The organism is Planococcus sp. CPCC 101016 (assembly GCF_007859295.1).
GTDB lineage: Bacteria > Bacillota > Bacilli > Bacillales_A > Planococcaceae > Planococcus.
The window spans coordinates 1-606 of sequence record NZ_VOHB01000005.1; the positions used below are offsets into that span (position 1 = coordinate 1).

The window sequence follows — 606 nt, forward strand, 5'->3', positions numbered from 1 at the left end:
CTCCCCGAAGCATATCGGTGTTAGTGCCGTCCTTCTTCGGCTCCTAGTGCCAAGGCATCCACCGTGCGCCCTTTCTAACTTAACCAATGGTCAATTAAAAAGTTGTGGCCAATGGCCACGCGTACATAGATTTCTTGCATTTGTTTCAATGTCGTTTTATCCAGTTTTCAAAGAACAAGTTGCTCATTTCCACTTGCGAAATGATTGGTGGAGCCTAGCGGGATCGAACCGCTGACCTCCTGCGTGCAAGGCAGGCGCTCTCCCAGCTGAGCTAAGGCCCCAAGAAGAATGGTGGGCCTAAATGGACTCGAACCATCGACCTCACGCTTATCAGGCGTGCGCTCTAACCAGCTGAGCTATAGGCCCTCTTGAGTATAATTGGGTTATTGATAGAAGATCCGATCAATGTCGCCACTGAAGGTGAACCTTCAAAACTGAACGCAAAACGTCAACCCCGGGACAAGCCCGGTTCCGAATTCATCCTTAGAAAGGAGGTGATCCAGCCGCACCTTCCGATACGGCTACCTTGTTACGACTTCACCCCAATCATCTGTCCCACCTTCGGCGGCTGGCTCCACAAGTGGTTACCTCACCGACTTCGGGTGT

The 606-nt window shown here is 51.5% G+C and carries 2 tRNA genes and 2 rRNA genes; all 4 read right to left on the reverse strand.

The window, feature by feature from the left end:
- Positions 1-85 (reverse strand): 23S ribosomal RNA (locus FQV26_RS16385); the annotation flags it as partial.
- A 120-nt stretch (positions 86-205) separates the two neighbouring features.
- Positions 206-281, reverse strand: a tRNA-Ala gene (locus FQV26_RS16390).
- 8 nt (positions 282-289) lie between these two features.
- A tRNA-Ile gene (locus tag FQV26_RS16395) sits at positions 290-366 on the reverse strand.
- A 121-nt stretch (positions 367-487) separates the two neighbouring features.
- Positions 488-606 (reverse strand): 16S ribosomal RNA (locus tag FQV26_RS16400); the annotation flags it as partial.